The sequence below is a fragment of the Vibrio sp. 704 genome, assembly GCF_033339295.1.
In genome coordinates this window covers 1-896 of sequence record NZ_JAWOUH010000206.1, presented here as the reverse complement: position 1 = coordinate 896, position 896 = coordinate 1, and the positions used below count along the sequence as shown (strand labels likewise).

Annotated in this window: 1 protein-coding gene and 1 pseudogene; both read right to left on the bottom strand. The window is 49.0% G+C overall.

The window, feature by feature from the left end; translation table 11 throughout:
* A pseudogene (locus R7R24_RS25485) lies at window positions 1-91 on the bottom strand (DsbE family thiol:disulfide interchange protein); the annotation flags it as partial.
* Between the two features lies 1 nt (window position 92).
* On the bottom strand, window positions 93-896 hold an 804-nt coding region (locus R7R24_RS25480), incomplete at its 5' end, for a cytochrome c-type biogenesis CcmF C-terminal domain-containing protein (protein WP_318119896.1).

Sequence of the window (896 nt, the reverse complement as noted above, 5' to 3'; positions counted from 1 at the left end):
CCCCACCTTGGTTACGAACCAACGGTGGTGCGAAGATGCCCGCCAGAACTAAAAAAGCAACCAACGGGATAAACAAGATGTTCTTATTCATTTTATGCTACCTGCTCGTTTGACTTTGCGTTCTTTTTCGATGACTTACGGAAGCGGTAACGCTTATCAGAAATCGCTAGGGCGCCGCCTAATGCCATGATCAAAGAGCCAGCCCAGATCCAACGTACGAACGGTTTGTAGTAAATGCGCACCGCCCAAGAGCGGTTATCTTCCAAACGCTCCCCCATCGCGATGTAAAGGTCACGAGTGATGCCACGGTCAATGGCCGCTTCTGTCATCATCGACTTAGCGGTGCGGTAGAAACGCTTCTCGGCATGAAGTGTATTGATGTACTTACCGTCGTGCGTGATTTCGAAATCAGCGATGTAACCATCGTAGTTCGGACCGTCTTTATCACGAAGACCCGAGAAGTAGAAATCATAACCTTCGATTTGGAAGTGTTCACCTGGCGCTAAACGCACATCACGCTCAATGCTGTAATTTTGTACCATAGCGATACCAATGATCGTCACAGCAAGACCGATATGACCAAACATCATCGCCCAGTGACTACGTTGAAGCTTACGAACACCTTCAGCAAAACTGTGACGGTGCGTCGCACGCTCGTGCAATTCGAACGCATGCATTGCCACGATCCAAATCGACATAACCCAGCCGATGTACGCCATCACTGAGAAGAAATCAGCAAATAGGAATACACAAACCGCCGCCAACGCCAGAGACACAGTGCCCGACACAAGCATAGGCTTCACAATCGAAGATAACTGGTCACGCTTCCAACGGATAAGAGGACCGATACCTAGCAAGAAGGCAAACGGCATCATGAGCCATGCAAATAGCATATC